The following is a 26728-nucleotide window of genomic DNA, read 5'->3' as shown; positions in this document are numbered from 1 at the left end:
CGATGAGGCTTTCAAGCGTTGCAGGGGTTGTCATAGGTGACCGTGCCCCCTTCGAGATTGGGGATGCAGGCATCCAGGAAGAAGCCGTTTTCACCGCTGGCGACGAGGTGGATCTTGTCCGGCATACGGTCGTCCAGGTCTTCGTATGCGTCAGAGTAGACCGGGGAGACGTAATAGTAGACATCGTCTCTGTCCTTCACCTCTTCGGCGACCTTGTCCTCCTCCGGGTCCATCAGTACCCGGTTGGCGAGCTGGAACAGCGTGACCAGGTTGCGCGCGTCGGTGCCCGACCCTCCGAGTTGCTTGGCCAGAAGATGCCCGCGAGCGTATCGCCATTCGTCCGAGCCGGGGATTTTCTCATTCTCGATCGGCCAGCCGGGCGGCTTGATGCCCCTGCTCGCGGAGGATCCTTCAGGCATCGGGAAGCACAGTTTCACTCGTATTCCCGTCCTTCTATCGTGCTCGCCGATGTAGCCATAGTCGGGAACGTTGCATGCCGCCAGGCTTCCCCGGGTGCCGGGTACGTCATAGCGCTGGTACCACACGCCTCGCACACACTGACCCGAGCAGTTGCCGATGGATATGGTGGCGCTTCCGTCGTAGGAGACATCCTTGACAAAGCCCTGCGCCGACTCGATGCCGCTGCCGGCGACGGCATCGTAATATCCTCCCCTGGTGGACTGTGACCAGTAACCGATGAAGCGGCCGTACGTGCTCATCGCGGAAACGTAGCCTGGCGTCACATGGGTTCCCCATGCGCCTGTAGCCGTCACTTTCTTCACGTAGGCATCGAACTGCGCAAATCCGGTTTCAAACGAATAAGCGAGTGTCGACCCGTCCGGCGACAGTTTCGGGAAGTGCACGCCGTGATATCCGGGAGAGGCCGAGTGTCCGTAGACTTCGACGGAGGTTTCCGTCGTTTTTGTGCTGCTGTAGTAGATTCTTATCTCATGTCGATAGGTGCTGCGGTCCTCCAGCCAGGTTGAGGCCGCGTACGCGATGGTTTCACCGTCCGCGGCCATGTGGGCTCCAGAACCTAACGCCGCTCCTTCCGGCGTCTCTAGGAGGACCGTCTGCGAGGCGCCCCCGCGCTCGCGCCAGATCAGCTCGTCCCCGTAATTCGCGTTGTCGAGCCTCCAGAGCTCGAACAGGGCGATTTCGCCGTCACCGCTGATGGCACGGACGTACGCGGGTGCGACATCGGCATGGCCGTCGTAGACCAGCCAGGTATCGTCGGTGTCGACGTCGCTGACGATGAGATCGATGCTCTCGTCCCACCAGGTCGTCCCCCCGTCGGGCATGGTGATGTAGGCGGCTTTTGAGCCGTCCGACGCGACCGAAAGTCCCCTGTTCAGATCAACCGGTGCCGGAGTGTGACCGTCGGGACGGCGGGAGACCAGATCGATCTCTCCGGTTTCGATGTCCTTGCGGAGCACGTAGTTCGCGTCGCTGTCGGGGTCGAAGGCTTCTGGGGGCATCAGGTTGCTGCTGGCCTCGGCGGCGAAGAACGCATATCGCCCGTCGCCGGACAGGACCGCACCGTAGCCGCCGAGGTCTCGTTTGGTGTCGGGGATTCCGCCGGCGTCCACGGCGAGGTTCCTGGCATCGCCCTCCGGCATCAGCCCGCGCGAGGGTTTGACGGTGATCGTCTCTGAGGGCGGCCCGGTGCCATGCTGGCTGGTGGCGTACACGCGGAGGGCGTAGAGCACGTCGGGTGCGAGGTCGCGGACATCGAACGCACGGTCGGAGGAGCTGCCGTAGCCGGTGGTCTGCTCGTGGCCTGCCTCCAGCGGGGTGGCGACGATGGTGTAGCCGGTGATTCCGACCAGGGTGCCGGGTGGGGGTTGCCAGCTGATGTGTGCCGACAGCGGGCCGGCGGCCGCCTTGACATCGATCGGGGCGCCGGGGAGGTTCGGGTCCACCTCGACAGTGGCCTCCGCGGTCGGATCGTCGACACCGCCGTCCTCGCGGACGGCACGGACCACCGCATCACCGGCGGTGCCCGAGACGTACACGCCGTTCTGGTCGATCGATCCCGGACCCTCCACGACCTCCCAGCGAACCGGCCCGTTCGGCGCGTTGTGCGTGATCGCATTGAAATCGACCGGTTGTCCCCGGGTCGTGGTGGCGTGGCCGGGGGTGATCGAAATTCCGCGGAACGGCCCGTCGGCGCTTTTGAGGGTGGTCCACATATCCCTGGACAGCGCCGCGGGGGTGCACTGGTCGAACCAGGAGAAGCATTGCCGGATGACGGCACCTGCGCGTATCCACCACCACGGGTCGGCGTTGACGTCGGCCTTGGCCAACAGATAGGGGTTGACCTCGGCGCCCAGCCCGATGGTGCCGGCCAGCGATATGAACTGCCCCGCCGTGAGTTCGAGGCGAGCCGAGGCTGTTCCGTCGATCTGCGGTTGCTGCGCGACGGTGCGGTCCTGGAAGACCGGCCCCAAGGTCGCCTTCCACCCGGTGATCTCTGCCGCCACCCCGGCGGTGATGTCGGGACTCCCGGCCAGGGTCACCGCACCCGAGGCATCGGCCTGCGCCTTGGCGGTCAGGACGCTCGTGCCGACGACAGGGATCCTGCTTTTCCCGGCCTTGATCATCTTTACGAACTTCCACTTGCCGAGGTCGAACTGCTTGGTCCATTCCTCCTGCCGGGCCGCCTGCACCCGCAGGTGCCCGCTGAGCTGGTTGTGCAACGCCACGCGGCCGGACACCACACCCAAGCGGATCCGCAGGTTGTAGACCAGTTTCGGAGCGAGGACCAGATCGGCGTCCACGCGTCCGGTCTTGCCGATGCCGTAGTGCAGCGGGAAGCGCAAGGGGGCACCCACCGGCACTTCACCGGCCACTTCCGGCCGGGTCGCCGCCGACCCGGGCAGGGGATCGGCGAGGTCGTCCGCACCCATGGTCACCTGGCCGGTGAAGTCACCGTCGACGATGAAGTCGGTCAAGGACGCCGGCACGCTGGAGATGCGGATGCGGCTTCCGGAAGAGACGGTCTTCACGATCTTCCTGAGTAGGCCGTCCGGCGCGGCACGGGTCGGCGGGATGATCACATAACGCCCTGCGGTAAGTTCGGTGACCTCCTCAGGCGGGTTGTCGAACACCAGGATTCCATCGCCCGCCACCGAGGTGAGTGTGTCCGCGGCGACCGGCGACAGCTGCCAGGGTTCGGCCTTCAGATTGAGGTGCGGCCGGATGGGCGCCGTCGCCTCGCCGACGGCGCCCGTGCCGTCAGGGCTCACGGCGGCCACGGTGAAGGTGTGGTCGGCCGTGGGGTCCAGTTCGCCGATGGTCACGCTGCAGCGCTCCTGGCCGTCACAGGTCGTGGAGGTCGTGCTCTTGCCGCCTGGGCTCGCCGAGATGACGTACTCGCTGATCGCAGAGGTTCCGGGATCGGCGGGTGGCGACCAGGTGACCTCCGCCTGTCCGTGACCCGTGGCACTGGCCTCCAAGTCGACCGGGGGCCCGGGAGCACGATGCGCGGCGGGAATGTGATTCTCGGTGAGGGTCGGTGAGCTTGTCCCGTTCTTGTTGACGGCGACCAGCCGCACAGCGTACGCGGTGCCGTTACTCAGGCCGGTGAGGGACGCCGTGGTCGCCTCCCCCGGTACGCTCACCTGCGCCTCTCCGGGAGCCGCTGACAGCTTGTAGGCCGTCACCGGTGCGCCGCCGTCCTGGGTGGGCAGCCACCGTACGTCGATGCGGCCATCCTGCGGGATCACCCCGACGATCGTGGGCTGTAGCGGGGTCTGCCCCTGCCCTGGGGTGGCATACGCCGGCAGGGAGGGCTGGCCCGCTCCGTTGGCATTGATGGCGGTTACCGTGAAGCTGTAAGCGGTCCCGTTGACCAGGTCCTTGACCACGGCCTTGCCCGTTTCGGGCTCGATGTCGAGCGTCGTGCCACCAGGTTGCACGGCGATCCGATATTTGGTCACCGCACGCGCCCCCGTCGGCGGCGGAGCCCAGGCCAGCTCCACCCGAGCGTCGGCCGGCTGGGCGTCGGTGATGAACGGGCGTCCGGGGAGTGGCAGTGGTTGCGGAGTCACCGTGTTCGACAGTGCCGACCACACCGAATCACCGGTGGCGTTGGTGGCTTTGACCTCGAAGCTGTAGGGCTTCCCGTTCTCCAGGGCGGTGAACAGTGCCGTGGTCTCCCCGGAGGTGGTCACCGTTTTTCTGGTGGCGACCTCGGTGACGGTGTACTTGGTGATGGGACTGGTTCCCGTGTCGGCAGGAGCCTGCCATCCAACACTGGCACTGCCGTCGGCGGCGGCCGCGATCACATCGGTGGGCGCCCCGGGGACGCGCCCCGGCGTGACGGCCGGCGAGGGCTGGGAGGCATCGGAGGTGCCCACCGCGTTGGTCGCGGTGACGGTGAAGGTGTAGGCGGTGCCGTTGGTCAGTCCGGTGACGGTGGCCTGCAGCTGGGTCCCCGCGACGGTGATCGTCTGTTCGCCGGGAGAGGTGACCACGGTGTAACCGGTGATCATCGCACCGCCGTCGACAGGTCGCCCCCAGGATACGGTCGCCTGCCCCCCGCCCCCTTGCGCGGTCACGTTGGTCGGCGGGGAAGGGGCGGCCGGTGGCCTGTGGTAGCCGAAGGTGTCCACCGACAGGCTGATGGAGGCGCTGCCGGTGTTGAGGATGACGAACTTGCCGTCCGTGCCCAGCTTGACCGGGACGAAGGTGGACCAGTAGTCGCCGGCCTGATAGGAGAACGATCCGCCGCTGGGCACGCCGGACTGGCCGGAGGGATGGATGCGCAGCAGGCCGCTGCCGGTGCTGTTGGCCGTGATGTTGACCCCCACGCCACCGACCCCGCTCGCGGGAACGCCTGCCTTGCCCAGCGGTGCCACCGTGTAGGCGGCACCGGCGGCGACGGCGGCACCGGTCACGATTCTGGCGGGCGTCACGGGCACCGCCGCCGTCCCGGGCACCGAGGCAGGCGGCGCGGCGAAATACCCGGCCGCGTCCCCGTAGACCGTGAGCGCGGCCGCACCCCCGTTGTGGATGGTGATCTTCCCGTCCGGACCCGGTGCCACGATCACCAGGTTGGAGATGAACGCCGAGGGCCGGTAGTCGATGTTCGACCCCACCGGCTTGGTCGCCCCCGAGGGGTAGGCGGTCACCTGGCTGGCCGCGGTGCCCTTCACCACAAGGGTCAACGCGACGAACGCCACATCAGCCGATGGGATCCCTCCGATTCCGGTCACCTGGAACGAGGAAGCGGCGTTGGCCGGAACGCTCTTGTTGCTGATGAGCCGTGAGGTGTTCAACGGCACGTACGCGGCCCCGGCGGTCGCCGCGGCCGCCGCCACGGTGTAGCCGTGGATGTCGAGGTAGACACTGGCCGCGGCTGAACCGGTGTTCTTGACCTTGACCGAACCGTCGGACCCGGCCTTCACGATCAGCAGTTGATCGTCCCATACCCCTGACCGGTAGCGGGCTCCGGTGACGGCGGGGGCCGCGGTCAGTTCTGAGGGATAGACGACCAGCCCACCCGCCGCGCCGGCCCCACGGGCCGCCACGTTCACCGCGATCGAGGAGACTCCCGAAGCCGGTACCGTGCCCACCCCGGTCACTTTGACCGTCGAGGTCGCCCCGCCCGCGATGGACACGTTGTTCAACACGCGAACCCGCGCACCGTAGTACTGGCCCGGCCCGGGCTGCACAGCCGAAGCCGCCACCGATGATCCGGCCGCGCCGGCAACGCTGCCGCCGACCCTTGCCTGACCGACCGCCCTTGCGGGGTGGGTCGCCACGCCAAGGGACAGGACCAGGACGACAACACATAACAGCCGGGTGAGCAGCCGTTCTACCACGTCAATCTCCTTGTGTGCTGCCCGCCGATGGCGCAGGCCGCTGGCTGAGAGCCCGGAACAGGGCGCGCGAAAACAGAATTGAGCAAACTGGAGTCAGCAACTGTTGCCGCCGCGATACGCGGTCGGTGTTCTCCGGTGGCGCCATCTCGGGAACGGCGCCGGGTGACAAAGGATTTCCGGACCGGCGGCCCCCGAGATGTGAGGCTTCATGCTCACCTCGGGCAGGCCTGCATCAGATGTAGCCGCCATGGAGTTGTTCGACAATCCTTTTCTCAGGCCAAACAAAAACGCGCTGAGAGGGCGAGGTCGAGCGACTCGTCGACGCGACGATCGCGGTCGGCGTGGCGCACGGCGGCGTCGCGAAGTGGAACTGGGCCAAGGGCACCTTCGAGACGCGGCGGGCGCGTCTGAAGCAGATCTGAGTGCACGGTTTTCTAACGTTGGGTCATCGCGGGTCGGTGCTTCGTCCTGGCGGCCGCGCAAGGCCTGCAGGCGACGCAACTTGGCGGGGTGTCTCAAGCGTTGCTCGGGAGCGGGATCAGGGCCTCGACCACGGTTCCGCCGCCGGGCGAGGAGGTGGTCGTGCAGGTGCCGCCGAGCTCGGCCGCACGCTCGCGCATGGAGGCCGTCCCGACTCCGGCACGTACCGTCGAAGGCAGTCCGGCGCCGTCATCGCTGATGCGGACCCGCAGCGCGTCGGTTCGCGCCACCTCCACCTGGGCCGTGCCGGCGCGAGCGTGCTTGTGGATGTTGGTGAGGGCCTCCTGGACGATGCGGTAGACGGCCACCTCCACGGCGGCGGGGAGTTCGGCGAGGTCGCCCGACACCGTGACCTGAGTCGTGGGCGGCCCTCCGCCGGCGAGTGCCCGGATCGCCCCTTCCAGGCCGAGGTCGTCCAGAGCCGGGGGACGCAGGCCGTACACGAGCTCGCGGATGTCTCCGCCGACGGCGTCCATCCCGGTGCGCAGGTCAACGAGCAGTCTGTCCGCGGCCTTGACCGAGTCCTTCAGCGTGACCCTGGCGATGTTGATCGTCATGGCCATGGAGCTCAGCGTCTGGCCGAGGCCGTCGTGCAGGTCCCGGCGGAGCCGCCGGCGTTCCTCCTCCCGCGCGGTGAGAATGCGCTCGCGCGAGCGTTGCAGGTTGGCGGCCATCCGGACGGCGTGCGCCACGTCGGCGGCGTAGGGCGTGAGCGTGGCCAGGACACGGTCGTCGTGCGCCACGGCGAACCGGCGCGGCCCCTGCGGGCCGATGAGGAGGCTGCCCACCAGTTCGCCGTGCCAGACGAGCGGGATCCGCCGGGGATCGGTACCGACCACGCCGCTCTCCAGGTAGCGGGGCTGCCCGTCGGTGACCTCGACGGCGGTGCCCGTGACGCCCAGGCCGTCCCGGACGACGGTGATCACGGACGTCAGCGCCTCGGCCGGGTCGGCCCGGCGCAGCTCCTGGGTGAGCCGTTCGGCAAGCAGCCGGGGATCGCCGACGCTGCCGTACAGCATCCGGTCCACGCTGCGCTGCAGTGCGCGCCGCATCGGCTGGAAGAAGGCCCCGGCGAACAGCGCCGCGGCCAGCCCGCCCACCGGGTGATAGCCGGACACCACCAGGCTCGACACGGCGCCCGCGCCGAAGTAGACCGCGCCGACCGTGGCGAGCAGCCCGGCCGTGACGACGGTGCGGCTGATCACGGTATCGATGCCGTAGAGCCGGTACCTCATGACCGCGAACGCGATCGCGAACGGCAGCAGCCCCGTCCAGACGGTGACGGGCAGCCAGAAGTCCGGCCCGCCCAGGAAGAACATCATCAGGAAGACCACGTATACGGCGAAAGCAAGCGCCGGCCACGCGATCTGGCGGCGCACGACCCCGTCGGAGCGGCGGAACCGCACTCCCAGGGAGAGCAGCGCCGCCACCACCACGACGGCGACGCCCGAGGCCGTCACGTGGGTGATCGTGCCGAAGTACGGCGCGAGCGCCGGGATCTCCAGGGGGTTGGGGATGATCCGTCCATAGGGATGCGTGGTGGCCGCTGACGTGGGCCGGACGACGTCGCGCACGACTTCCAGCGTCCTGAGTCCGATGCCGAGCCAGGCCACCCACCGCCAGCCGGGAGACGGCAGGCGTCCGTCGGGCGAGTAGAGCGGGGCCAGGATGGCGAGCAGCAGTCCGCCGAACGCCCAGCCCGCGATGGCCGGGTAGCGCAGGTAGCCGGCGAGCGCAAGGTGCCCGTCCGCGGCGGCGCGCAGCATCAGGGCCGTGGCTGCGACGTTGAGTGCGCACATCAGGCCACCGGCGCACATCAGCCACGCCGTGACCAGGCGCGGCCGGTGTGCGATGAGAAACGCGGCCACGATCGGGAACATCATCCCGGCGGCGGTGTCGGGAATGACCGGCGGGACCGGGCGCCACGCCGGGGGAAGCGTGAAGGTGATGACGAGCGAGAGCAGTACCAGCGCCGCGGACGCGACGGCCGACGCGGTAACTGTCACGCGTCTTACTGTGACTCCCACCCCCTGCGCCGCGCTCCGATCCTGCTCAGCGTCATTTCGGCTACCTCCTGGCATGCCCTAATGACGCCAATGTGGGGGTAGAAGTTCACGCCTTGGACCGATTTATTCCGTGTGGGGCACCGACAGCGGCTCCGAGGTCGGCGCGCCGCTGGAACTGGTCGTACGCGATTCGAGCGACCGGACGATCGGCCGGCCGCCTCGCCGCCGTCCTCCATCACGACGGCCGTAGCATCGCCATGACCTGTCCTCTCGGCCTGCCCGTCTCCAAGCCGCGGAACGGGCTGCGAAGGCGTCAAGTTCGCGTCAGCTGTTCATTCATGATCAGAAATGCGCCAAGGCCGTGGAAGTCGTTCGTCGCCCGGGGGCGGTTGAAGTAGAAGCCGGTGACGTCGTCCACGTTGGTCCCGATGCAGATGTCCGAGACGTTGGTGCGGCCGTCGGAGCCGATGGACACCTTCTGCAGCACGCCCTGGTAGCCGCGGGTCGCGTTCGCCTTGTAACTCGCGTCCACGTAGCCGCGCTCGACGGCCCGCGAGATCGTGAACGTGTACATCGCCGAGCACGAGGTCTCGGTCCAGTTGCCGGAGTCGCTCCCCTGGTCGACGACCTGGAACCAGCGCCCGGTGGCCGGGTCCTGGTAGCGGGCGAACGCGGCGACCAGGTCGCGCACGACGCCGATCAGCGTGGCCCGCTGCGGGTGGGACGCCGGGAGGATCTCCAGCACGTCGCTCACGGCCATGCCGTACCAGCCGATGGCCCGGCACCAGGAGATGCCGTTGGTATCGCCGAACTCCGGATGCACCCAGCTCGCGGTGAGCCCCCCAGGTTCGTCGTACGCGTGGTAGAGCAGGCCCGAACTGCGCTTGAGGTGGGCGGCGTAGACGAGGAGTTGCCTGGCGACCTCGTTGTCGGCGTACGTGGAGTCGTTGAAGAGCCGGCCGTACCGGGCGAGGAAGGGGTTCACCATGAACACGCCGTCCGCCCAGAGCTGGCCCTGCCGGGAGTCGGAGGTGGAGTGCCAGAAGCCGCCATCGGAGGTGCGTGGATAGGTGTTGAGCCGGTTCCTGATCTTCTGTGCTGCCGTGCGGTATTTCGCCTGGCCGGTCTCCTGCCAGAGGATCAGCAGGACGTTGCCCGCCTCCATGCTGTCCAGATTGTTGAAGCTCTGCGAGATGTTCCCGCTGCCGTCCACGAAGCGGTCGGCCCAGTTCTTGATGTACTGCAGGTACCGCGGGTCGCGGGTGCGCTGGTAGACGAGGTGCTGGCCGTACAGGTACAGGCCGACCGGGTAGCTCCAGCCGCCGATCGACGACGGCGTGAAGCGCGCCATGGTCGACTCCACGACCGCCTTGGACCAGTCCGTCGCGGGCGGCGCCTGGTCGTCGACCGTCAGCGAGTCGACGTTAGGCCCGCCGTTGGCGGTGGTGGCGGTCGCCCGGATGTGGTTGTTCCCGGCGGCCAGTGAGACGGTCAGCGTGTTCGTCGCCCAACTCGTCCAGGAGCCGGTGCCGTTGAACGGCCGCGCGGTCGAGATGACGGTGCCGTTGACGCTGATGTCCATCGGGCGGTCGGTGGTGGTGCCGTTGGCGTACCGGAGGGTCAGCGTGACGGTCCTGGCCTGCGGGGAGTCGACGGTCCAGTCGACGTACGAGCCGGTGAGGTTGTCGTAGTTCACGAAGCCGGTGCCGGTGAATCCCGGATGGTCGGACTCGACGGCGCCGCGCGAGATGGTCGCGTCCTCCGCCTCGTACCGGGTGACCGCCGCCTGGACGGTCGTGATGTGCGCCAACGGCACGGCCAAGGTCGCGAGGGCGAGGGTGAGAGCCAGGCGCAACGTGGTCATCTCCTTACGTCAAAGGGCGAGGGCATGCCCATACATCCGATGTATCGGGCTTCGAATCTGATGCATCGCGAGTAACCGTTCAGGGTCACAACCCGCACTACAGCGACTTCTCAGAGTGAAGACCCGGAGTAAAGATCCAACCTCTTGGCTCAGGGTCCCGGTGAAATACATACGTCAACCACGGCCGTACGTCTAGGGTCCCTCGCGACATCCGCCAGACATCCAACCCTCGTGTGCCCTGCTCGCATCGAGTTCATGTTTCCGACGGGTGTCGCGGCAATTCGACACCACATTGGTAAAGATTATTGACAGTGCCGCCGTTTTGTGGGATCACAGTCGAAAGATCCAACCTTTGCCAGCACAGTCTCCCCCCAACTCGTGCAGGAGGATCGATGAGATCGCGAAGTCCAGGCGCGCCCGTGACGACGTGCGCCGTCGCGCTCGCGGCAGGATTACTTGCCGGACTCACCGGCGTGCCATCGGCCGCGGCGGCGACGCGTCACGAAGCGGAGGGCGCCACCATCTCGCAGGGCGTGGTGGAGTCCAACCACACCGGCTACTCCGGTACCGGCTTCGTCAACGGTGACAACGTCACCGGCGCGTACATCGAGTGGACCGTGAACGCCGCCTCGGCGGGCACGGCCACCGTCGCGCTGAGATACGCCAACGGCACCACCGCCAACCGCCCAATGGACGTGAGCGCTAACGGCACCGTGGTCTCGGCGGCGCGCGCGTTCAACGGCACCGGCTCCTGGGACACCTGGGCGACCAGCACGCTGACCGTCCCGGTGAACGCCGGCTCCAACAAGATCAGGGTGACCGCCACGACCGACAACGGCGGCCCGAACCTGGACTGGCTGGAGTTCGACGACGCCGCGCCGGCCGCCGACTACCAGGCGGAGGACGCGACGCTGTCCCAGGCGAACGTGGCCACCAACCACACCGGCTACACCGGAACCGGTTTCGTGGACTACGTCAACATCACCGGTGGCTACGTCGAGTGGACGGTGACCTCGGCCACCGCCGGCGCCTCGGCCGTCACGCTGAGGTACGCCAACGGCACCACGGTCAACCGCCCCATGGACATCAGCGTCAACGGCAACCTGGTCGCCGGCGACCTGGCGTTCGGCGGCACCGGGTCGTGGGACACCTGGCAGAGCGCGACCGTCAACGCGAACCTCGCCGCCGGGTCCAACAGGATCCGCGCGACGGCGACCACCGACAACGGCGGCCCCAACGTCGACCGATTGTCCGTGAGCGCTCACGGCGACACCGAGAGGCCGACGATCCCAGGTCAGCCATCATGTTCCGGCATCGGCGAGAACAGCCTCACCTTGAGCTGGGGCGCCTCGACCGACAACACGGGCGTGGCGGCGTACGACATCTACCACGACGGCAACAAGCTCAGCGAGGCGGCGGGCACCGCCACGTCGAAGACCCTCACCGGGCTCACCCCGAACACCGAGTACCGCCTGTCGGTCTTCGCCCGCGACGCCGCCGGTAACACCTCGCAGAGCAGCGCCCAGGCGATCTGCACCACCCTGGCAAGCTCCGACACCCAGCCGCCCACCGCGCCGTCCGGCCTGACCTCGTCGAACGTCACCTCGAACAGCGTCACCCTGACGTGGACCGGGTCGACGGACGCCCGCGGCGTGACGGCGTACGACGTCCGCAGCGGCACGACCGTCTACAAGACCGTCACAGGGAACCCGCCGGCCACCTCGACCACCGTCACCGGGCTGGCCTGTAACACGGCGTACACGCTGAACGTCGTGGCCAGGGACGCGGCAGGCAACACCTCGGGGCAGAGCAACTTGGTGACGTTGACCACGAGTTCGTGCAGCGGCGGCGTGCCGTCGAGCATCACCACGATCTCCACCGGCTGGTCGATCCCGTGGGGCATGGCCTGGCTACCGGACGGCCAGACGGCCCTGGTGACCGAGCGCGACACGTTCAGGGTCTTCAAGGTCACCCTGGCGGGGGCCAGAACCCAGGTCGGCACCGTGCCCAACGCCATGACCACCGACGGCGAGGGCGGCCTGCTCGGCGTCGCCGTCGACCCCAACTGGAACTCCAACCACTACGTGTACTTCATGCACACGGCGTCGGAGGGCAACCGGATCGTCCGGATGACCTACGACGGCACCGCGCTGTCGGCGTACACGGTCCTGGTCCAGGGCATCCGCAAGAACCGCTACCACAACGGCGGCAGGCTCGCCTTCGGCCCGGACGGTCTCCTCTACGCGACGACCGGTGACTCCCAGCAGAGCAACCTCGCACAGGACAGGGCATCGCTCAACGGCAAGATCCTGCGGATGAGGACCGACGGCACGCCGGCCCCCGGCAACCCGTTCGGCACGCTCATCTACAGCTACGGCCACCGCAACCCGCAGGGCATCGCCTGGGACTCCCAGGGACGCTTGTGGGAGGCGGAGTTCGGTAACAGCCAATACGACGAGCTCAACCTCATCAAGCCGGGGCTCAACTACGGCTGGCCGACCTGCGAGGGCACCTGCGGCGTCTCCGGCATGGAGAACCCCAAGCGGCAGTGGTCGGTGTCCACCGCCTCGCCGAGCGCCATCGCGATCGTCCGTGACGTGGTCTACATGGCCGCGCTGAGGGGCGAGCGGATGTGGCGCATCCCGATCGGCAGCGGGGAGAGCACCGGCACGCCGACCGCCTACTACGTCGGGACGTATGGGCGGCTGCGCACCGTGATCAAGGTACCCGGCGCCGACCAGATGTGGCTCTCCACCACCAACGCCGACAACAACGGCGGCGAACCCGACGGCTCGGACCGCATCTTCCGGGTCACCGTCTCCTAGTCCCGAAGCACCCCGATCGCGCGGGCGCACGGCCGACCGCCCGCGCGATCGGGACCCCTCATCGCCTGGAGTGCCCCCTATGTCATCCCGAAGGGATTTCCTCAGGACCGGAGGAGCCGTCGCCGGCGGCCTGCTGCTGCCCGGCCTCGGAGCCCGTGCGTCGTACGGATCCTCGGCGGCCTCGCCCTGGGACCAGGTCCCGGCGATCCTCGCGAGGATCAGCCCTCCGACCTTTCCCGACCGCACCTTCGACATCACCGACTACGGCGCCAAGCCCGACAACAGCACCGACTGCACACCGGCGTTCCGTAACGCGATCGCCGCGTGCAACGCGGCCGGCGGCGGGACCGTGCTGGTGCCGGGGACCGGCAGGTTCCGGACCGGCAAGATCCACCTGCTGTCCAACGTCAACCTGCACGTCAACGCCGGAGGCACGATCCGCTTCCGGTCCGACGCGGGATCGTACCTGCCGACCGTGTTCACCCGCTGGCAGGGCATCGAGTGCTACAACTACTCGCCGTTCATCTACGCGTACGGGCAGGCCAACGTGGCCCTGACCGGGCCCGGGACGATCGACGGCAACGCGGCGGCCGGCCCCTGGTTCGGCTTCGACGACCGGCGTGGGCCCGACTGGGACCGGCTGCAGCAGATGGCGGTGGACGGTGTGCCGGTCGACCAGCGCCGGTTCGGCGACGGGCACTACCTCAAGCCCAACATGATCCAGTTCTACAACTGCACGAACATCCTGGTCGAGGACCTGAACATCCGTAACCCGGCGATGTGGACGATCCACCCGGTGCTGTCGCGCAACGTCACGGTACGCAACGTCAAGGTCTACAGCCGGGGCGCGATGGTGGACGGGTGCGACCCCGAGAGCAGCTCGGACGTCCACATCACCGGGTGCGCCTTCGACACCGGTGACGACGGCACGGTCATCAAGTCGGGCCGGGACATCGACGGCCGCAGGGTCGGTGTGCCCAGCGAGAACATCGTCATCGAGGACAACACCTACCTCGGTCGCTGGGGTGCGATCACCGTGGGCAGCGAGATGTCCGGCGGCGTGCGCGACGTCTTCGCGCAGAACAACAGGATCCAGGCCGGGTCCGGCTACCGCTCGTTCTACGCCGTCTACATCAAGACCAACAACCGGCGCGGGGGAGTCGTCGACGGAATCCACGTACGGAACCTCACCGGGGGTCCGTGTGACAGGGGCGGGTTCTACATCGACATGAACTACAGCCTGACCGGCCCCGGCTACGGCCCGATCGTCGACCCGACCATCCAGAACCTCACGGTCGACGGCCTGGTCATCGACGACTCACCGTTCGCGATCAAGCTCTCCGGGTCGAGCGCGAGCCACATCAGGAACGTCGCGGTCAGCAACAGCACCTTCACCCGCATGGACAGCGGTTCGGTGTCGATCAGCAACGCCGACAACGTGACGCTCACCAACGTGAAGATCAACGGAAAGGTGGTGTCGAGATGAGGCGGCCTGTGCTGACAGCCCTCTGCGCGGTGGCGCTCCTCGCCACAGCCGCCCCCGCGCCTGCGACGGCCGCCCCCGCGCCTGCGACGGCCGCCCCCGCGCCTGCGACGGCCGCCCCCGCGCCGGCGATGGCCGGGCAGCGGGCGGCGGCCACCTGGCAGCAGCGGTGGTCGCCGAGCGCGAGCCAGGACGGTCTGGACGCCTTCGAGACCCTTGAGGACGACCGCGCCGACTCCCACCCGGCCGGGCAGCCGCACATCTTCACCGAGGGGAACAACTTCCGCTTCACCATGCACATGGTCGACCGCGATACCTCGACCGACCGGCAGCGCCAGGAGGTCACCGGCATGCGGACCCCGGCTGGCGGGCCGTACCTGGTCATGAAGTACGGCGAGACCTGGCGGTTCACCTACTCGATGTACATTCCGGGCTCGCTGAAGGCCACCACGACCTTCACCCACATCATGCAGCTCAAGCAGCCGGGCACGGGCACCCTGCCGATGATGACGATGTCGCTGCGGCGGCACGGCAGCACCCCGATGATCGATCTGAACGCCGTGACCTCCGACAGGCTCGTCGGCCAGACCCCGCTGACGCCGCTGCAGAACAAGTGGATCGACGTCGAGGTGGAGGTCAAGATCGGCGACTCGGACGGCTCGCTGCGGTTCGTGGTGCGCGACGCCGGCACCACGGTGGTGGACTCCACGGCCACCGGCGTGGATACCTGGCTGGCCGACCGGGTCCGCCCCAAGTGGGGCATCTACCGCTCGCTCGGCGACTCCTCCGGCTCGCTGCAGGACTGCTACCTGCTGATCACCAACATGCGGGCGTACCAGCTCGTGTCGTCGGGCTCGGCCCGGTACGAGGCCGAGGACGCGACGATCTCGGGTGGCGTCGTGGAATCCAACCATGCGGGCTTCACCGGGACGGGGTTCGTCAACTTCGACAACGCGGTGGGCGGCTACGCCCAGTTCAGCGTCAACGCCGCCCAGGCGGGCAACGCCACCCTCACCCTGCGCTACGCCAACGGCACCTCCGCCAACCGGCCGATGGACATCACGGTCAACGGCGCGCTCGTGGCCGACGAGAAGGCGTTCGCCGGCACGGGCGCCTGGACGACGTGGCAGACCACGACCGTGACGGTCCCGCTCAAGGCGGGCGCCAACACCATCAGGACCACCGGGTCCACGGCGAACGGCGGTCCCAACCTCGACAACATCACGATCGGTTAGGTGGCTCCGGCATGCGTTCTTCCCGACGTGACTTCCTCAAGGCCGCCGGCGTGGTCGCGGGCGGCGCCCTGCTCCCGGTGTCGCTGGAGGCGACGGCCGGCACCCGCGCGAGCTCCGCGGCGCGGACCGCGCTGCTCGCGTCCCCGTGGGACCAGGTCCCGGCGATCCTGGCCAGGATCGTGCCGCCCACCTTCCCCGACCGGACCTTCGACATCACCGGTTACGGTGCGGCGGGCGACAACAGCACCGACTGCACCGCCGCCTTCCGCGACGCGATCGCCGCGTGCAACGCGGCCGGCGGCGGGACCGTGCTGGTGCCCTCGGGAACCTTCCGGACCGGCAAGATCCACATGCTGTCCAACGTCCGCCTCCAGGTCGACGGCACCATCCGGTTCCGTACCGACCACGGGTCGTACCTGCCCAACGTGTTCACCCGCTGGGAAGGGATCGAGTGCTACAACTTCTCGCCCTTCATCTACGCCAACGGCAAGACCAATATCGCGATCTCGGGCACCGGCACGATCAACGGCAATGCGACCGCCGGCGACTGGTCGTCGATGGGCAGTGGCGGCGCATCGCGGGACCGGCTCCGGCAGTACGGCGCCGACGACACCCCCGTGTCCCAGCGGCAGTTCGGCGAGGGCCAGACCCTGCGACCGAACATGATCGGCTTCTACAACTGCACGAACGTCCTGGTCGAGGGGGTCACCCTGACCAATCCGGCGATGTGGTCGCTGCACCCGGTCTACTGCGCCAACGTGACCGCGCGGGGCCTCACCTTCCGCACCACCAACTCACAGGGCGACGGGATAGACCCCGACTCCTGCACCGACGTTCACATCCACGACTGCGACTTCGACACCAACGACGACTGCATCCCGGTCAAGTCGGGCCGCGACCGCGACGGCCGCCGCGTCAACCGGCCGAGCCAGAACATCGTGGTCCGCGACTGCAAGTTCAGCGGCCGGTGGGGCGGCATCACGATCGGCAGTGAGATGTCGGGCGGCGTACGGAACGTCTTCGCGGAGGACTGCCAGGTCAACCCGGCCGATTTCCCCGGACGCTACCCGTGCAAGTACGCGCTGTACGTCAAGACCAGCTTCAACCGGGGCGGGTTCATCGACGGGGTGCACCTCCGGCGTTTCACCGGCGGCGACCTGGAGCGCGCGGCGCTCTACGTCACGCTCAACTACGAGACGAGCGGCTCACTGCCGCCGGTCGTGCAGAACATCACGGCCGACCAGATCACGATCGACGGCGCGGGCCAGGCGTTCAACCTCGACGGCCGCTCGGCCGACCACATCAAGAACGTGACGATCACCAACAGCACGTTCACCGGCGTCACGACGGCCACGCCGACCGTGAATTACGTCGACAATCTGGTGCTCACCAACGTCTCGGTGAACGGCAAGGACATATCGAACACCCAGCCCCCACCCGCCGATCGGTACGAAGCGGAGAACGCGACCATCTCGCAGGGCGTCGTCGAGTCCGACCACGCCGGATTCAGCGGTACCGGCTTCGTGAACGCCGACAACGTCACCGGCAGCTACGTCCAGTTCGCCGTGCCGGCCGCCGCGGCGGGCAGCAGGACGCTCCGCATCCGGTACGCCAACGGCACCACCACCAACCGGCCCATGGCCATCGCCGTCAACGGCGCCACGGTGGCCACCCGCGGCTACAACGGGACGGGCGCCTGGACCACCTGGGTGACGGACACGCTCACCGTTCCGCTCACCGCGGGCTCCAACACGATCCGGCTCACCGCCACCACGGCGGGCGGCTGCCCCAACCTCGACTACATAGAGGTGGCGTGACATGAGAAGAACGGCCATCCTCCTGGCTCTCCTGCTGGCGGCACTGGGCCTGCAGTCGCCCGTCTCGGCGCTCGCCGAGTTCAACGTCCGCGACTACGGCGCCACCGGCAACGGCTCCACCAACGACGACGACGCCATCGACCGCGCCATCAACGCCGCCAACGCCGCCGGCGGCGGCACCGTCGTCTTCCCCTCCGGCCGTTACCGCTCACGGACCATCCACCTGAAGAGCGACGTCACCCTCCGGCTCGACTCCGGCTCGGTCATCCTGGCGGCGTCCAGCGGAATGGACGCCGCCGAGTCGAACAGCTACGACGACTACCAGGACTACGGGCACAGCCACTTCCACAACGCGCTGATGTGGGGCAACGGCCTCACCAACGTCCACATCACCGGCGTCGGCACCATCGACGGCGACGGCAATCTGATCACCGGCACGCCGGACTCCGGTGAGGCCGACAAGGCGATCGTCCTGACGGAATGCTCGAACGTCAGCCTGACCGGCGTGACCATCCGCCGCGGCGGCCACTTCGCCGCCCTGATCAACGGCTGCCACGACATCCTGATCGACGACCTGAAGACCATCCACACCGACTCGGGCGTCCGGGACGGCATCAACCTGATCAACAGCTGGAACGTCACGGTCACCGACAGCCGCATCGAGGCGAGCGACGACGCGCTGGTCTTCAAGAGCGACTACGCCCTCGGCCACACCTACACCAGCCGGAACGTCCGGGTGCGGGACACGACGGTGTACTCCCACGAGAACAACGCCCTGCAGTTCGGCTCGGAGACCTGCGGAAGCTTCCGGGACTTCCGGTTCGACGACATCACCGTCCTCGGCGCCGGCAAGGCCGGCATCGGGATCGTGACCATGGACGGCGCGATCATCGAGGACATCCACTACGACCACATCTCGCTCACCAAGACCACCTCCCCGATCTTCATGAAGATCGGCGAGCGTAAACGCTGCCCCGGCTCGCCCCCGGCCGGCCGGATCAGGAACATCACCATCAGCAACGTGACCGGGACCAACCTCACCGCGCCCGTGGTGACCGGGACGGTCGGCGCGTCCGACTACTCCAGCACGTTCACCGGCACCCCGGCGGTCGACCTCGGGCCGGGCATCACGCTCGACAACGTCGACCTGACCGTCCCCGGCGGGCACCCGGCCTCCGAGGCCACCCGCGTGCCCGGTGAGTTCCCGACCACCTACCCGCCGCGCGACTACGGCCCCCGCCCGTCGTACGGCTACTGGATCAGGCACGCGACAGGGATCACGCTCAACGGCGACCTGCGTTTCAGCTCGAACGACGGACGCCCCGCGGTGATCGCCGACGACGGCTCGAACATCGTCCTCGACGGTGTGGTCGCGCAGCGCGGCTCGTCCAGCGCCTACGACATCGGGTTCAGCGGCGTCAACGGCTACGCCGTGCGCGACAGCACGAACACCGGCGGCGGCGCGCTGCGGATCAGGGCGACGAACTCCACCCCGCTGCCCTCGGGCCCGGCCGTCACGGTCGGGACGGAGGCCGAAGGCGGCACCGTCACCGCTCCGATGCAGAGGGCCGCCGACAGCGCGGCGTCCGGCGGCTCGTATGTGGCCGTCGCCTCGGGCAACAACAGCCAGTCGTCGGCGCCGTCCACGGGGCACGCCACCGTGACCGTGAACGTCCCCTCGGCCGGCACCTACAAGGTCATGGGCCGGGTCGTCGCCCCCGCCGACACCGACGACTCTTTCTGGGTCAGGGTCGACGGCGGCGCCTGGGTGAACTGGAACGACATCGCCCCGGGCGGGTCCTGGCACTGGGCGAACGTCACCGACGACGCCGCCTCCAACGCCCTCGCGACGTACAACCTCGCCGCGGGCGACCACTCGCTCACCTTCGCCTACCGGGAGGACGGGGCGCGGCTCGACCGGGTCCTGGTCACCACCGACCTGGCCCTCGCCCCGACCGGGACGGGCCCGTGATCGCGGGTCCTGGCCGGTCCCTCTGAGCAGCCGCCTGCGTCCTTACCGCCTCAATGGGGCGTAGGCGGCACCGGCGACGAACGGTCGCGCCGACCTCGGGCGCGGCCCACCCCTCAACCCCGAAGGAGCCCTCATGGCCGGTCCACCGACCCGAAGGAGACGGCGCGCCGCGGCACTCGTCGCGGTGGCGTCTCTGATCCTCGGCATGTCGCTCGTGAGCCCCGCGCGAGCGGACCTCCAGCATCCCCGCCAGGCGTACCTGCGCAACTCGGTCGCGGGGCTGTTCCTGCACTGGGGCCAGCGCACGTCCCCCCAGCACACCAACTGCGCTCAGTGGGAGGCCGACGTCACCAACGGCGGCTGGACCCCGGACTACTGGGTCTCCGAGGCCCAGAAGCTGCACGCGCAGTACCTCGTGCTGGCCACCTTCCACAGCCGTCTGGGGTACGCCCGGCCGTGGCCGTCCTCGATCCCCGGAAGCTGCCGCACCACCAGGGACTTCCTCGGCGAGCTGATCACGGCCGCGAACGCGCGAGGACTCAAGGTCATCCTTTACATGACCGACGACCCGCAGTGGCACAACGAGGGACTGAGCTCAGGAAGCTGGCTGAACTCCTCGGCCTACTCGGGCTACAAGGGTCACACCGTCGACCTGACCACCCGCGACGGCTTCGGCGAGTTCAGCTACGACAACTTCTTCGAAGTGGCGAATCGCTACCCGAACCTGTCCGGGTTCTGGATCGACAACGACAACGCGTACTGGGAGAGCCACAACCTGTACGGGCAGATCTACCAGCTCCGGCCGAACTACACGATCAGCAACAACAACGAAGACACCCCGATCATGGACATGATCAGCAACGAGCAGAAGACCGGGATGTCACCGAACTACGACTACCCGCAGGCGGTGTACACGGCGGCACCGCGGCTCATCGAGGCGGACTTCAAGCTCCCCTCCTCCGGCGCGTGGTGGTACGACGGGTCCAACCCGACGGTCGACCGCAGGCTCACCCTCGGGCGGCTGATCACCAACGCCGGATCCTCGGTCAAGGCGCTCATGGCCGAGACCGCGCAGGTGAACGGTAGGTTCCCCTCCAACCAGGAGTCGTTCAACGACTTCGCCGACGGCTACCTCGACCAGATCTGGGAGTCGCTGAACGGTACCGAGGGCGGCGGATACATGTACGGCGGCCTCAAACCCGGCTTCTGGAACAACGGCGCGCATGGCGTGACGACGATCAGCAAGACCAACCCGAACCTGCATTACATCCACGTCGTCACCCCGCCCTCGGGCAGCACGCTGCAGGTGCGCGACAACGGCTACCGGATCACCTCGGTGACCAACCTGCGCACCGGCGCCGCGCTCGGCTTCAGCCAGGCCGACGGCACGCTGACGATCAACGGCGTGTCCGGCTGGGACCCGTACGACACGGTCTTCAAGGTCACCAGCAGCGGCCGCGAGGGCATCTACTCGGGCGTCACGGTGGGCGCGACCGCCTCGGCGAGCGGGCACGCCGCGTCGGCCGCAGGCGACGGGAGCTACCTGACCTACTGGGACAGCGACAAGACCACCCCGGTCTCGCTCACCTTCGACCTGGGCTCCGCCAAGGCCGTGAAGTACATCGGGATCAACCAGCGAGAGGACTCGGTCGCCTACGCACGGTCGGGCACGGAGCAGTCGGCCCGCATCCGTGACTATCGGGTCTACGTCTCAAGCAACGGCACGAGCTGGGGCAGCCCGGTCAAGACCGGTACGTTGCCCAGCCACCGCGGGGTGCAGTTCGTCGACGTGGCGGCCACGACCCGGTACATCCGGCTGGAGGTGGTCAACACCCACGCCGCCTCCTCCGACTCCACCCGCTACAAGCGGCTCCGGGTCGACGAGGCGTGGATCGGCGGCGGCTACGCAGGCGGCGGGGGCGGCGGCGACACCACCCTGGTCGAGGGCGAGAGCGGCACGCTGAACGGGTCGGCCGCCGTGGCGAGCTGCTCGACCTGCCTGGGCGGGGCGAAGGTGCGGTTCATCGGCGGCAACGCGAACAACCACGCCACGCTGACGGTCAACGCTTCCACCGCCGGGAGCAAGCAGGTCAGGGTGTACGCCGAGGTCAACGGGACCCGGTCGTTCCTCATCAGCGTCAATGGGGGCGCCGGGGTGGAGGTGCCGGTGACCGGCACCGACTGGTACAGCCCGGCCAGCGTCGCCGTCACCCTCTCCCTCAACGCCGGAGCCAACACGCTCCGCTTCTACAACAACGGCGCCAACGCGCCCGACCTGGACCGGATCACCGTCGGCTGATCCCGGGGGCCGGTGCGCACGGCCGGCCGTACCTCCCCGGCCGTGCGCACCGCGCCTGAACCCCCCGACCCCTGGAGCTGAGCATGTTCCGACGATTGATGATCGTGCTGACCGCCCTGTGCGCCGCCACCACGGTGGTCACGGCACCGCCCGCGTCGGCCTCGGACAACGGCCTGTCCATCCGGCCCGCGATGGGCTGGAGCAGTTGGAGCTTCGTCCGCAGGTGGCCCGACGAGGCCAAGATCAAGGCTCAGGCCGACGCCTTGGTGAGCAGCGGCCTGGCCGGCCACGGGTTCGTGCACGTCAACCTCGACGACTTCTGGCAGAAGTGCGACGCCAACGGCTTCGTGGTGGACTCCTACGGCCGCTGGGCCGTCGACACCGCGAAGTTCCCCTCCGGCATCAAGGCGCTCGCCGACTACATCCACGGCAAGGGCCTGAAGTTCGGGTTCTACGTGACGCCGGGGATCGCCAAGAACGCCGTGACGGCGAACACGCCCATCGAAGGCACGCCGTACCACGCCCGTGACATCGCCGACACGACGCGCACCGAGAAGAACTACAACTGCAAGAACATGTACTACATCGACTACGGCAAGCCGGGCTCCCAGGAGTTCGTCAACTCCTGGGCCGACCAGTTCGCCTCGTGGGGGGTGGACTACCTCAAGATCGACGGCGTGGGCGGCGCCGACATCCCGGACGTGCAGGCCTGGGACAGAGCGCTACGCCAGACCGGCAGGCCGATCAACTACGCCCTCTCCAACAACCTGCCGATCGCCAACGCGACCACCTGGCGGCAACTGGCCAACAGCTGGCGCACCCAGGGCGACGTGGAGTGCTACTGCGGACCCGGCCCGAACGGCAGCGGCTTCCCCCTGACGGACTGGTCTCACGTCAGCAGCAGGTTCACCTCCGCGGCGAACTGGCAGCCGTACGCCGGACCCGGCGGGTGGAACGACCTGGACTCTCTGGAGATCGGCAACGGCGACCAGGTGGGCCTGACCGCCGACCAGCGACGGTCGCACTTCACCCTGTGGGCGATGGCGGCCTCGCCGCTGCTGCTCGGCACCGACCTCACCGACCTGACCTCCACCGACCTCGCCATGCTGACCAACGATCGCCTGATCGCCGTCAACCAGGACGGGGTCGCCGCCGCCCGTATCGTCAACAGCGGCGTCAACCAGGTCTGGCGCAAGCGCGAGGCGAACGGCGACCACATCGTGGCGCTGTTCAACACCGGAACCTCGGGCAACTCCACGGTCAGCGTGAGCTGGTCGCAGGTCGGCTTCAGCGGGAGCGCCAACGTCACCGACCTGTGGTCGGGGGCGAACGTGGGGACCGTCTCCGGCTCCTACAGCGCGACCCTGCGCCCGGGGGAGACCCGCCTGATCCGGGCCGTCCCCACCTCGGGCGGTGGCTCGTCGTCGTACGAGGCCGAGAGCGGCGCGCTCAGCGGCTCCGCGGCCGTCGCCTCCTGCTCTGGCTGTTCGGGCGGGCAGAAGGTGCGCTTCATCGGCAACAACGCCGGCAATCACGAGACCATCAGCGTCACCTCGTCCAGCGCCGGCACCCGGACGCTGACGATCGACGGGCTGGTGGACGGGACCCGATCGTTCTCGATCAGCGTCAACGGCGGGGCCGCGCGGACCGCGACCCTGACCGGGACGAGCTGGAGCACCCCCGTCACCACCACCATCTCGGTGCCGCTCAACGCCGGGTCCAACACCGTGAGGTTCTTCAACGACTCCGCCTACGCGCCCGACCTCGACAGGATCACGATCAGCTGACCCTTCAGCGGAACCCCCGCCTCCGGCTACGGTGCGAAGGGCGTGGGCGGGGGAACCGTCGAGAGCAGCCGCCGGGTGGTCTCCAGCCCCCAGCCGTCGAGGTCGGCGATCCTGTCGGAGGATGCCCGCAGGCCCCCGTGTCGTTCGACGATCGCCGCCCAGTCCGCCCGGCGCTCCACGGCCGGCCGTACGATCAGGCAGTCCGGATCGTTGACCCAGAAGCGGCCGTGCTGCCAGGAGCGGCCGATCGTCGAGAGCGTCGCCGCGCGCTGCCCCGGGTCGGACAGGTCGCCGGTTCCGGCGTCGAAGTGCGGCGCGATGTCGGGGGAGACCCGCATCGCGTCCACCAGGCCGACACTCGGCAGGATCGGACCGCCGCTGCCCAGCAGGTACGGTCGTGGCCCGATGGCCTCACGGATGAGCGCCATCCCTTCCCGGTAGGCGGCGATCGGCGACGCTCCCGAGTGACGCTCACCGGGCAGTGCGCCGGCGTACAGGAAGTCGAGTTTGAAGTAGTCGAACCCCCATTCGCACAGTGTCCGGAAGACCTCGCGCAGGTACCCGGCCGCCCCCGGGTGGGTGACGTCCAGGCCGTACAGGTCCTGGCCCCAGTTGTGCCCGGCGTCGCCCCGCAGCCATTCGGGATGGTCGCGGGCGAGCCGGCTGCGCGCTCCGACGACGAACGGGGACAGCCACAGCCCCGCCCGTCTGCCGTCGGCCTGCACGCGTCTGGCCAGCTCCGGCAGTGAGGAGAAGCGCCCGGACGGCGTCAGCCAGTCGCCGACCTCCTCCTCCCAGCCGTCATCGACCTGGATGACGTCGACCGGCAGATCGTGCTCGCCGACGGCCCTGAGGTTCTCCAGCACGTCGCTCTCGGTGACACTCTCGAAGTAGTGGTACCAGGAGCACCACACCGTGGGAGGCCTGCGCAGCGCACCGACCCCGGCCTGGACGGCGAAGTCGTCGGCGAAGGCGGCCAGCGCACCGTCGATCGGGCCGGGCAAGGTCCTGTCCACGATGTCATCTGGCAGGTGGGCCGTGATCAGGAGCCGCTCTCCCACCAGGTGGGCACGGATGGAGGGGACCTCGGCGCGGCCGTCTCCGGCGGCGAACACCCGTGTCGGGCTGTCCGGTCCCGGCGAGACCGCGAGCAGCCCCTCGCCCTGGAAGCCGTCGGCGGGCCCGGGACGTTCCGGCCGGTAGCGCATCGTCTGCATGACGGGTTCCACCGGGCGGAAGCCGTACTCCCCGACGGGAAGCGTGGCGGTCGGCGTCCAGCCCTGCCAGCCGTGCGCGTGCACCAGCCCACGCACCGGGTCGACCGGTATTTCGGCGATCGGGTGAAAGGTCTGACGTCGGGTCATCCTTTGGTCGCCCCTCCTGTGAGGCCCTTGACGAACTGCTTCTGCAGGAACAGGTAGAAGATGAGCACCGGCAGCGTGGCCATGAACATGAGGGCGAAGACCGTGCCGAAGTCCGCCTGGTACTGGCCGATCGACCGGTAGATGCCCGTGGTGATCGTGGTCCCCTGAGAGGGCCCGAGGATGACCAGCGGATCGATGAAGTCGTTCCAGATCCACACGCCCAGGAAGATCAGGACGCTCGCGGTCGCCGGACGGAGCAGCGGGAACACGACCCGCCAGAAGACGCGTGACCGGCTCGCGCCGTCGATCGCCGCGGCCTCCTCCAACTCGATCGGGATGCCCCGGAGGAAACCGGTGAACACGAAGACGCCGAACGGGATGTAGTACCCCACGTTGAACAGCACGAGCCCCTGGAGCGTGGTCATCAGGCCGAATGCCCGGAGCACCTGGGTGATCGGCATGAGGATCACCTGTGGCGGGATCATCAGGCCGGAGAGCAGCAGCAGCATCGCGACCCGTGCCCACCTGCTCCGGGACCGGGCGAGATAGTGCCCGAGCATCGCCGACAGGACCGTGAGCACGATGACGGACAGCGTGGTGACGACGACGCTGTTGGCCAGGCTGGCCCAGAACAGGTTGTCGGAACGGGTGAGCAGGCCGGTGAGGTTGTCGAGCGTCGGCGGGACCGGCAGTGCGGCCGGCTCCTGGGTGATCTTCTCGCCCTGCTTGAACACGTTGACGAGGATCATGTAGAGCGGCACCAGGAAGAACGCACTGATCATCAAGGCGGCGACCGGCCGCAGCCACGGTACGCGTACCTCCTTCACAGGTTCACCTCCCGCCGGTTGAGCACGCGGAGCGTCACCGCGGCGGCGACCGCGATGATCAGGAGCATCACGATCGCCATCGCCGACGCGTACCCCTGCCGGTTGGCCACCAGGCCGGTCTGCAGGACGTTGTAGGCGATGGTCGCGGTCGTCCCCGTGCCCGGACCACCGTGCGTGATCACCTGGATGTGGTCGAAGATCTTGAATGCGGAGATCAGCAGGACCACCGTGTTGATGGTCAGCGCCGGGGCGAGCAGTGGCCACGTGACCGACCGGAACCGCCGTATTGGACCGGCGCCGTCGATCTCCGCCGCCTCGGTGAGCTCGCGGGGCACTCCCTGCAGTCCCGCGAGGTACACCACGACGCAGAAGCCGAGCATCTGCCACGACAGGATGCTCGCGATCGAGTACAACGCGAGCCCGGGATCGGACAGCCACCCCGGCGGCCGGTCCACCCCGATGGCGCGCAACGCCTGGTTGACGAGGCCCTCATCGTCCAGCATGCGGGTCCACACGATGCTCACCACCACCGAGCTGAGCACCATCGGGGTGAAGAACACGGTCCGCATCGCGTTGTAGAACCAGCCTCTGCGGTCCAGCAGTACGGCGATGCCGAGACCGGCCACGTTGGGCACGACCACCACGATGACCGTGAGGATCGTGGTGACCCGCAACGAGGTGAGGAACTCCTCATCGGTGAAGAGCATCCGGTAGTTGCGCAGGCCCACGAACTCCGTCGGTGGATTGAACGGATTGTGGTCGGTGAGGCTGTACCCGAAGCTGATCGCGATCGGGGCGAGGACGAAGCAGGCGTAGACCAGCAGGCCCGGTGCGCCGAACAGGGTGAACGAACGGATCCGTTCGGCGGACCGGCTGCGCGACCTTCGCGACCGGTGGGTCGCGGAGGTGCGCACGGGGGTGGACTTGACGTTCACGGCCAT

The 26728-nt window shown here is 68.3% G+C and carries 13 protein-coding genes; 7 read left to right on the top strand and 6 right to left on the bottom strand.

Translation table 11 applies throughout. From position 1 onward, the window contains the following. Positions 1-11: 11 nt before the first annotated feature. From ABD810_RS12515 to ABD810_RS12505, 3 genes are all read right to left on the bottom strand, one after another. Positions 12-5828, bottom strand: coding sequence for a fibronectin type III domain-containing protein (locus ABD810_RS12515; protein ID WP_344938201.1), 5817 nt, complete (start codon positions 5826-5828; stop codon positions 12-14). 515 nt (positions 5829-6343) lie between these two features. Continuing rightward, on the bottom strand, positions 6344-8314 hold the full coding sequence (locus ABD810_RS12510) for a sensor histidine kinase (protein WP_344938199.1): 1971 nt from the start codon (positions 8312-8314) through the stop codon (positions 6344-6346). 313 nt (positions 8315-8627) lie between these two features. After that, a complete protein-coding gene (locus ABD810_RS12505; RefSeq protein ID WP_344938196.1) occupies positions 8628-10178 on the bottom strand; it encodes a glycoside hydrolase family 88 protein in 1551 nt (516 codons plus the stop codon). 392 nt (positions 10179-10570) lie between these two features. Here ABD810_RS12505 and ABD810_RS12500 point away from each other — a divergent pair, with 392 nt between their 5' ends. The 7 genes from ABD810_RS12500 (at position 10571) to ABD810_RS12470 (ending at position 23596) form a co-directional block, all read left to right on the top strand. Next, entirely contained in the window at positions 10571-13003 is a 2433-nt protein-coding gene (locus ABD810_RS12500) for a PQQ-dependent sugar dehydrogenase (protein ID WP_344938194.1), read from the top strand. A 79-nt stretch (positions 13004-13082) separates the two neighbouring features. Next, complete coding sequence (locus ABD810_RS12495; RefSeq protein WP_344938192.1) at positions 13083-14489, top strand: glycoside hydrolase family 28 protein; 1407 nt, start codon at positions 13083-13085, stop codon at positions 14487-14489. Continuing rightward, positions 14486-15721: a CBM35 domain-containing protein gene (locus tag ABD810_RS12490; protein WP_344938189.1), complete on the top strand. Its 1236-nt coding sequence runs from the start codon at positions 14486-14488 to the stop codon at positions 15719-15721. The genes ABD810_RS12495 and ABD810_RS12490 overlap by 4 nt, the downstream gene beginning before the upstream one ends. A gap of 11 nt (positions 15722-15732) precedes the next feature. Beyond that, positions 15733-17538, top strand: coding sequence for a glycosyl hydrolase family 28 protein (locus ABD810_RS12485; protein WP_344938187.1), 1806 nt, complete (start codon positions 15733-15735; stop codon positions 17536-17538). Between the two features lies 1 nt (position 17539). Next, on the top strand, positions 17540-19510 hold the full coding sequence (locus tag ABD810_RS12480) for a glycosyl hydrolase family 28 protein (RefSeq protein WP_344938184.1): 1971 nt from the start codon (positions 17540-17542) through the stop codon (positions 19508-19510). 133 nt (positions 19511-19643) lie between these two features. Next, positions 19644-21809 carry a discoidin domain-containing protein gene (locus tag ABD810_RS12475; protein WP_344938182.1) on the top strand — a complete coding sequence of 722 codons (2166 nt, stop codon included), beginning with the start codon at positions 19644-19646 and terminating at the stop codon, positions 21807-21809. Between the two features lie 83 nt (positions 21810-21892). After that, positions 21893-23596, top strand: a complete 1704-nt coding sequence (locus ABD810_RS12470) for an alpha-galactosidase D (RefSeq protein WP_344938180.1) — start codon at positions 21893-21895, stop codon at positions 23594-23596. A gap of 26 nt (positions 23597-23622) precedes the next feature. On the opposite strand, the gene ABD810_RS12465 is transcribed toward ABD810_RS12470, so the two are convergent. The 3 genes from ABD810_RS12465 to ABD810_RS12455 are packed head-to-tail and all read right to left on the bottom strand — an operon-like array spanning position 23623 to position 26728. After that, positions 23623-24960 carry a glycoside hydrolase family 36 protein gene (locus ABD810_RS12465; RefSeq protein ID WP_344938178.1) on the bottom strand — a complete coding sequence of 446 codons (1338 nt, stop codon included), beginning with the start codon at positions 24958-24960 and terminating at the stop codon, positions 23623-23625. Then, positions 24957-25787 (bottom strand): carbohydrate ABC transporter permease, encoded by an 831-nt coding sequence (locus ABD810_RS12460; RefSeq protein ID WP_344938176.1) that lies wholly within the window; start codon positions 25785-25787, stop codon positions 24957-24959. Before ABD810_RS12460 ends, ABD810_RS12465 begins: the two co-directional genes overlap by 4 nt. Then, a complete protein-coding gene (locus tag ABD810_RS12455; protein WP_344938174.1) occupies positions 25784-26728 on the bottom strand; it encodes a carbohydrate ABC transporter permease in 945 nt (314 codons plus the stop codon). The genes ABD810_RS12460 and ABD810_RS12455 overlap by 4 nt, the downstream gene beginning before the upstream one ends.

Source organism: Sphaerisporangium flaviroseum, assembly GCF_039537005.1.
Classification (GTDB): domain Bacteria; phylum Actinomycetota; class Actinomycetes; order Streptosporangiales; family Streptosporangiaceae; genus Sphaerisporangium; species Sphaerisporangium flaviroseum.
Note: the sequence above shows the minus strand (reverse complement) of the source record. Positions and strands in the feature narration are given on the sequence as shown.